This is a genomic window from Pseudomonas sp. CM27 (assembly GCF_013179515.1).
Classification (GTDB): Bacteria; Pseudomonadota; Gammaproteobacteria; order Pseudomonadales; family Pseudomonadaceae; genus Aquipseudomonas.
In genome coordinates this window covers 73,916-81,432 of record NZ_JABMCN010000001.1, presented here as the reverse complement: position 1 = coordinate 81,432, position 7,517 = coordinate 73,916, and the positions used below count along the sequence as shown (strand labels likewise).

Genomic DNA, 7,517 nt, shown 5'->3' with positions numbered 1-7,517 from the left:
GCCGACGCCATGGTCGGAGACGAACCGCGGGTCGATCTTGTCGCGCTTGATCTGGTTGAAGTCCAGGGGTTCGAGCAGGCCTTCGCTGGCGGCGCGCAGGGCAAAGTCGGCTTCCACGTCGACCACGTCCCACTGCACGTTGCCGCTTTCGACCATGGCCTTGAGCTTGCCGTAGTCGGTGGGGCCGTCCTGGACGACCTTGATGTCGGTGGCCTTGGTGAAGGGTACGGCCCATGCTTCTTTCTGGGCATCCTGGGTGGTACCGCCCCAGCTGACGAAGTTGAGGCTTTCGGCGGCCTGGGCGGCCTGGCATGCCAGGGTCAGCAGGCTGGCGGACAGCACTGCGGTTACACGTTTGCTCAACAGCATGGTTACGCCCTCGTTGCTTTTGTTATTCGAGGCGGGGCTGGGGTGCGCCCGCCAACAGTATTCGGGGAGCAGCTAAAACAAAGTGTCGTGGGGCCGTCTGTGATTGTAGGTGCCGGCCAGAAAATCTAAGGTCTACGGGATATCATATTATGGTATTCCAAACTTTTCGCAAGAGGGACGAGGCGACCGGCCATCACTCCGTCCCTGCAGAGCGCTCAGTCCGGGATCGCGGGCTCGAACGGAATGCTCTGCACCACCTCCAGCTCATATCCAGCGAGTCCTGCGTATTTCAGCGGTGGCCCCAGATGGCGCAACTTGCCCACGCCCAGGTCCTGCAGAATCTGCGCCCCGGTGCCCACTTCCGAATACACCTTCGACTGCCCTCGCTGGTAAGGCCGCACCGGCTGGGTCAGGTGCGGCACGCGCTCCAGCAATGCCTGGGGAGATTCGTGGTTGGCCAGGATCACCACCACGCCGGTACCTTCTGCGGCCACCTTCTGCAGCGCCGCCCATAGAGTCCAGTTGGCCGGGCCGGCATATTCGGCACCCACCAGGTCGCGCAGCGGGTCGATCACGTGAACCCGCACCAACGTCGGCTGCTCGCGGCGGATGTCGCCCATGACCATGGCCATGTGCACGCCCCCTTCGATGCGGTCCTCATAGGTAACCAGGCGGAAAGTGCCATGCACGGTCGGCAGCTCACGTTCGCCAATGCGCTTGATGGTCTGCTCGGTGCTCAGGCGGTAGTGGATCAGGTCGGCGATGGTGCCGATCTTGATGCCATGCCGGGCGGCGAACACTTCCAGGTCAGGGCGGCGGGCCATGGTGCCGTCGTCGTTGAGCACTTCGACGATCACCGACGCCGGGCTGAAGCCGGCCAGGCGCGCCAGGTCGCAACCCGCTTCGGTGTGGCCGGCACGGGTCAGCACGCCGCCTTCGCGGGCGCGCAGGGGGAAGATGTGGCCGGGTTGCACCAGGTGTTCGGGGCGGGCGTCGCGGGCCATGGCAGCGGCGACGGTGCGCGCCCGGTCGGCGGCAGAAATGCCAGTGGTGACGCCGCTGGCGGCTTCGATCGACACGGTAAACGCGGTGCTGAACACGCTGCCGTTGGCCGGGACCATCTGCTCCAGGCCTAGGCGTTGGCAGTGATCATCGGTCAGGGTCAGGCAGATCAGGCCGCGCGCTTCGCGGGCCATGAAATTGATGGCCTGGGCGTCGCAGCGCTCGGCGGCGATCAGCAGGTCGCCTTCGTTTTCCCGGTCTTCGTCATCCACCAGCAGGACCATCTTGCCTTGCCGGTAGTCCTCGAGAAGTTCCTCGATGGTGTTGAAAGCCATGTTGCACGCTCACTGTGGTGGGGTGATTATTATGGTATACCATCATACACAATTATCGCCGTAGCAGGAGACCCGCGCATGAAGGCCTATTGGATCGCCCATGTGGACGTGACCGACCCCGAGCAATATCAGCAGTACACCCAGCGCGCCCCGGCTGCGTTCAAGGCATTCGGCGGGCGCTTCCTGGCCCGTGGCGGGCGCAGCGAGGCGATGGAAGGGCGGCCTACCCCTCAGCGTAGCGTAGTGATCGAGTTCGATTCGTACGAGCAGGCGGTGGCGTGTTACCAGTCCGAGTTGTACCAGAAAGCGTGCAGCCATCGGCGAGGGGTGGCGAAGGCCGAGGTGATCATCGTCGAAGGGTTCGAGCCCTGAGGTAATGGCTGAAGGCCCTATCGCCGGCAAGCCGGCTCCCACAGGTAGCGCGTAGCCTTGTGGGCGACGCAAAACCTGTGGGAGCGGGTTCACCCGCGAAAGGGCCAGACCTGTTTATGGCGGTGCCGCATGGTAGATACAGTTATTGAAGGTGTACTTTCAGCTCCGTGGCGGCCTGACGCATCGCCACCTTCACGGCCGGCACCTGGCTCAACGGGTTGAGCAGCCCATAGTCATGAATCATCCCGTTGTACCGTACCGAGGTCACCGTCACGCCCGCTGCATTCAACTTGCGGGCATACGCCTCACCCTCATCGCGCAGCACATCGAACTCTGCCGTTTGCACCAGCGCCGGCGGCAAGCCTTTCAACTGTGCACTGCTGGCCCGCAGGGGCGAGGCGTAGATCTGTTCCCGCGCCTTGGCATCCGTGGTGTAGCTGTCCCAGAACCACTCCATCATCCCGGTAGTCAGGAAGTGCCCTTCGGCAAACTGCTTGTACGATGCAGTCTCGAAGCTGGCATCGGTTACCGGCCACAGCAGCAGCTGGAAGCGCAAGGCCGGAGTGCCGGCCTCTTTGGCCTTCAGCGCCACTACCGCCGCCATGTTGCCGCCGACGCTGTTGCCGGCCACCGCCAGGCGTTTGCCGTCCACGCCGATCTCCTTACCGTGCTCGGCTACCCACTGGGTCGCCGCGTAAGCCTGGTTGATCGCCGTGGGGTAGTGCGCTTCCGGCGACGGGGTGTAGTCCACATAGACCGCCACCGCCCCAGAGCCGACCACCAGATCGCGAATCAGCCGCTGATGGGTCGGGAAGTCACCAAGCACCCAACCGCCGCCGTGAAAGAACATGAACACCGGCAAGTCACCCTTCACATTGGCCGGGCGCACTACTTGCAGCTTGATCGACTCACCGTTGGCCTGGATGGTGTGTTCTTTCACCTCGATACCAGAAAGGTCGACCTTGACCGAAGCCTGGGCACCCGTCAGCACTGCCCGGGCGTCTTTCGGGCTGAGTTGTTCCAGCGGCTTGCCACCCCCATGTTCCAGGGCTTCGAGGAAGGCCTGGGTGTGTTGTTCCACACCTGGGCTGCCAGCGGCGAAGGCGCTGGAAACGGACAGGGCCAGAAGGGAAGCGGTAAGGGTTTTGTGGACAATGTTCATGAGCGAATCCTTTTTCATGCAAGTATTGAAAGTGGGCGTCTTGCCTGGCCTGCAGGGCCATCGCTGCGACTTGTGCGTAGATTAGGCAGATGCACTTGCGGGAAAAAGCGGCTATAAAGCGTTTGACTGTCACCATGAGCGAGACAATGAACCCTTACGAAGATATGCGCATCTTTGCTCAGGTCATGGAGGCCGGCAGTTTCACCGCTGCGGCCGACCGCCTGGGCATGTCCAAGCAATCGGTCAGCCGGCGCCTGATGCAACTCGAAGAGCGCCTGGGTGTACGCCTGCTCAACCGCTCTACCCGGCGGCTGGACGCCACGCCGCTGGGCCAGCACTACTATCAGTCAGCCCTGCGCCTGCTGGGCGAGGTGCAGCAGGTGGAGCACGACATCAGCGGCCAGGCTCAGGCTTTGCGCGGCACGTTGCGCCTCAGCGCACCGCTGTCGTTTGCCATGGCGCACCTGGGCTGCCTGATGACCGAGTTCCTGCAGTTGCATCCGCAGGTGGATGTGGAGGTAGACCTGAGTGACCGCGCCGTCGACCTGATCGGTGAGGGATACGACCTGGCGCTGCGCATTGGCGCGCTGGAGGACTCCAGCCTGATCGCGCGGCGCATTGCCGGTGTCGAGCGAGTGTACTGTGCGAGCCCGGCCTACCTGCAGGCCCGGGGCGTGCCCGCCGCGCCGGATGAGCTGGCCGGACATGCCTGCCTGCCCTATGGGCATGCGCGGCAGGTGCAGTGGCAGTTCCGCCAGGGCGGCAAGGTGCAGGCGATCCAGGTGACCGGGCGCATGCGGGCGAACAATGGCGAGTTGTTGCGCGATGCCGCGATTGCCGGGATGGGGGTAACGTATCTGCCGACGTTCATCGTTGGCCAGGCGTTGGCAGATGGGCGGCTGCTGCGCGTGCTGGACGCGTGGACGCCGCCGGCGTTGCAGCTGTCGGCGGTGTATCCGCAGCACCGCCAGGTGGCGCGGCCGGTGCAGGGCTTTGTGAATTTTCTGCGCGAGCGCCTGGTGCAGCTTTGAACTGCATGCCCGGCGGCGGATAAAGCCACTGCGGACGGGCTTTGCAATCATCGCGGCGCGACGTGTTCAGGCTATGCTTGCTCCATGAGCACACCTCCCTCTCTGCGCCAACCCTGCCCACCGGGTGCCTGCAATTGCGGCCGTGAACATCTGGTCGATCACCCGCAAGCGGCCCAACGCATTCTCCTGCTGACGCGTCAGGAGGAAAAGCGCCTGCTCGAACGCCTGGAAAATATCAGCGACCTGAATGATTTGCAGCGCCTGCAGCAACGGCTGTACGAGAACCTTGGCATCCGTGTCCACATCGCCCCCGGCTTCAACGAAGTGCGGACCATGCGCGGCATCGTCATCGAACTGGACGACCAGCCCGGCCTTTGCCGAAAGACCCGGCAAGCGATCCCCGCCGCGATCCGTCGTGGGCTGGAACGCAACCCGCAGGTCGCCTTCCGCCTGCTCGATAGCCATGACCTGCTGGGTGATGCCTGACGAACCAGCAAGGCCTGCCCTTGGCGGCCGAAACCGGTCATATCGGCTTAATTTTCCTGCTGCCTCCCACGTTTATCTGAAAGCCCCTCTGCGCAGTGCGCGCAGCGGCATTCATCACTCAAGGAGACAGGCAATGACTTCCGTTTTCGACCGCGACGATATCCAGTTCCAGGTAGTGGTCAACCACGAAGAGCAATACTCGATCTGGCCCGACTACAAGACCATCCCCAACGGCTGGCGTGCCGTGGGCAAGAGCGGCCTGAAGAAGGACTGCCTGGCCTACATCGACGAGGTCTGGACCGACATGCGCCCGCTGAGCCTGCGCCAGAAAATGGCCGAAGCCGCCGCCCAGTGACCACGGTGACCCTGCTGTGCCTGCCATATTCAGGGGCCAGCGCCATGGTCTACAGCCGCTGGCGGCGCAAGCTACCCGCGTGGCTGCAGGTACGCCCGGTGGAGCTGCCCGGGCGCGGTGCGCGCATGGCCGAACCGTTGCACACCGACATGCAGGCGCTGGCCCGGCAACTGGCCAGCGAACAGCGCCTGGCGGCCAGTGCCCCTTACGCGCTGCTCGGCCACAGTCTGGGCGCGCTGCTGGCCTTCGAGCTGGCCCACGAGCTGCAGGCGCAGGGCTGTCCGCCACCGCTGGCGCTGTTCGCCTGCGGCACAGCGGCACCGACCCGACGTGAAGACTACGACGGCAAGAACTGGCGCGAGCCCAAAAGCGATGGGGAGCTCATCAGCGAGTTACGCGAGCTGCAGGGTACGCCCGAGGAAGTGCTGGGCAATGCCGAGCTGATGAGCCTGACCCTGCCGACCCTGCGCGCCGACTTTCTGCTGTGCGGTACCTACGCCTACCGCCAGCGGCCTGCACTGCAGTGCCCGCTGCATGTACTGGGCGGCACCGATGACCGGGCAAATGATGAGCAGCTTCAGGCTTGGCGCAAGGAAACCCAAGGCGCGTTTTCGCTGCAGATGTTCCCCGGTGGCCACTTCTTCATCCATGAGCATGAAGACAACGTGCTCGACGCGCTGACCGCGTCACTGCAGCCGCTTCGGCTGTCCGCCTGATTGACGTCACCGCTTGCCTGGGGGAGGCTAGGGCTTTTCCCAGGCAAGGGGCTGACAATGCTGATTGATCCACTCAAGGCCACGCTGCTGGTCGTCGACATCCAGGAAAAACTCATCGGCGCCATGAGCGACGCCGAAGGCACGCGTGCGCGCGCCCGCTGGTTGCTGGCGGCGACCGCCGAGCTGGAACTGCCGACGGTGATTTCCGAGCAGTACCCCAAAGGCCTTGGCCATACCCTGGCGGCGTTGCTGGCCGCAGCGCCGGCCGCCGAAGTGGTGGAGAAAAGCCATTTTTCCTGCGTGGCCGCCGGGTGCCTGCCGGCGAGCCTGATGGCACGTGATCAGGTGATCGTCTGCGGCATGGAGACCCACGTCTGCGTGCTGCAGACCGTGCTTGGCCTGCTGGCGCTGGGCAAGCAGGTATTCGTGGTCGAGGATGCCTGCGACAGCCGCACCCCGGCAAGCAAAGCGGCGGGCCTGGCCCGCATGCGTGCTGCAGGTGCGCAAGTGGTGACCCGCGAAATGGTGCTGTTCGAGCTGATGGGCAGTGCCAGCCACCCGCTGTTCCGCCACATCAGCAAAACCTACCTGGTCGGTGAACAGCCCTGAACGGTCGGTTACTGGCTATCGGCTTGATCGCCCTGGCGCTGCTGCAAGGCTGCGCCGGGCGTCGCGAGGAGGCCCCTGAAGCGGACCCGGCCAAGGTCCGCGGGCAATTGCTGCGGCTGTTGCCTGCCCAAACCAAGGACCGCGAGGGCTGGGCGCGAGACATCCAAGTGGCGTTCGAGGCCCAGCGCCTTGCCCCGAGCAAAAGCAACCTGTGCGCGGTACTGGCGGTGACCGAGCAGGAGTCCACCTTCAACGCCGACCCGCAGGTGCCCAACCTCGGGCGTATCGCCCGTGAGGAAATCGACCGCCGCGCTGCGCGTCTGAATATTCCCAGGCTGCTTGTCGATGGTTTGCTGAAAACGCCTTCGGGCAACGGCCAGAGCTACCAGCAGCGTTTGCAGGCGGTGCGCAGCGAAAGGCAGCTAAGCGAACTGTACGACGAGGTCATCGCCCGTGTGCCGTTGGGCAAGACCCTGCTCGGGGGGCTCAACCCGGTGCACACCGGTGGGCCGATGCAGGTCAGCATCGACTTCGCGCAACAGCATGCGCAGGCTTACCCATACAGCCACGAAGGCAGCATTCGCCAGGAAGTGTTCTCCCGGCGTGGTGGCCTGTATTTCGGCATCGCGCACCTGCTGGGCTACCCCGTCAGCTATGACCGCAAGCTCTACCGGTTTGCCGATTTCAACGCGGGCTGGTACGCCAGCCGTAATGCGGCGTTTCAGGCAGCACTGAGCAAGGCGACCGGCGTGCAGCTGGCGCTGGACGGGGACCTTATTGCACCCGGAGCGATCATGCCCGGCACCACTGAACTGGCGGCGCGCAAGCTGGGCGTGAAGTTGGGGCTGCGCCACCCGCAGATTCGCAGCCAGCTGGAGGAGGGCGACAGCTTGGCCTTCGAGGACAGCAAACTGTACAGCGGGGTGTTTGCCCTGGCCGATGCTGCGGCAGGCAAACCGGTGCCAAGGGCGGTGCTGCCGGGCATTGAACTGAAAAGCCCGAAGATCACCCGCAAGCTGACCACGGCGTGGTTTGCCGGGCGGGTGGATGAGCGCTATAGACGGTGTTTGAAGCGTTAGA

Annotated in this window: 10 protein-coding genes; 7 read left to right on the top strand and 3 right to left on the bottom strand. The window is 64.2% G+C overall.

Annotated elements, in window-relative coordinates; genetic code table 11:
- A partial coding sequence (locus HP547_RS00520) for an extracellular solute-binding protein (protein ID WP_172285237.1) occupies positions 1-369 on the bottom strand: 369 nt, incomplete at its 3' end.
- A 215-nt stretch (positions 370-584) separates the two neighbouring features.
- On the bottom strand, positions 585-1,706 hold the full coding sequence (gene ribBA / locus HP547_RS00515; RefSeq protein WP_172285236.1) for a bifunctional 3,4-dihydroxy-2-butanone-4-phosphate synthase/GTP cyclohydrolase II: 1,122 nt from the start codon (positions 1,704-1,706) through the stop codon (positions 585-587).
- A 78-nt stretch (positions 1,707-1,784) separates the two neighbouring features.
- Between ribBA and HP547_RS00510 the strand changes: the two genes are divergently transcribed.
- Positions 1,785-2,078, top strand: a complete 294-nt coding sequence (locus tag HP547_RS00510) for a DUF1330 domain-containing protein (protein ID WP_172285235.1) — start codon at positions 1,785-1,787, stop codon at positions 2,076-2,078.
- 142 nt (positions 2,079-2,220) lie between these two features.
- Here the strand turns inward: HP547_RS00510 and HP547_RS00505 are convergent, their stop codons facing one another.
- Complete coding sequence (locus tag HP547_RS00505; RefSeq protein ID WP_172285234.1) at positions 2,221-3,240, bottom strand: alpha/beta hydrolase; 1,020 nt, start codon at positions 3,238-3,240, stop codon at positions 2,221-2,223.
- A 146-nt stretch (positions 3,241-3,386) separates the two neighbouring features.
- Between HP547_RS00505 and HP547_RS00500 the strand changes: the two genes are divergently transcribed.
- From HP547_RS00500 to HP547_RS00475, 6 genes are all read left to right on the top strand, one after another.
- Positions 3,387-4,271, top strand: a complete 885-nt coding sequence (locus HP547_RS00500) for a LysR family transcriptional regulator (protein WP_172285233.1) — start codon at positions 3,387-3,389, stop codon at positions 4,269-4,271.
- An 84-nt stretch (positions 4,272-4,355) separates the two neighbouring features.
- Entirely contained in the window at positions 4,356-4,757 is a 402-nt protein-coding gene (locus HP547_RS00495; RefSeq protein ID WP_172285232.1) for a hypothetical protein, read from the top strand.
- A gap of 133 nt (positions 4,758-4,890) precedes the next feature.
- On the top strand, positions 4,891-5,112 hold the full coding sequence (locus tag HP547_RS00490; protein WP_172285231.1) for an MbtH family protein: 222 nt from the start codon (positions 4,891-4,893) through the stop codon (positions 5,110-5,112).
- The gene (locus tag HP547_RS00485; protein WP_172285230.1) at positions 5,109-5,828 is read left to right on the top strand and encodes an alpha/beta fold hydrolase; all 720 of its coding nucleotides are present in this window, start codon (positions 5,109-5,111) and stop codon (positions 5,826-5,828) included. The genes HP547_RS00490 and HP547_RS00485 overlap by 4 nt, the downstream gene beginning before the upstream one ends.
- 57 nt (positions 5,829-5,885) lie before the next feature.
- A complete protein-coding gene (locus tag HP547_RS00480; protein WP_172226935.1) occupies positions 5,886-6,437 on the top strand; it encodes a hydrolase in 552 nt (183 codons plus the stop codon).
- On the top strand, positions 6,434-7,516 hold the full coding sequence (locus tag HP547_RS00475; protein WP_175586066.1) for a DUF1615 domain-containing protein: 1,083 nt from the start codon (positions 6,434-6,436) through the stop codon (positions 7,514-7,516). Before HP547_RS00480 ends, HP547_RS00475 begins: the two co-directional genes overlap by 4 nt.
- The last annotated feature ends 1 nt before the right edge of the window (position 7,517 follow it).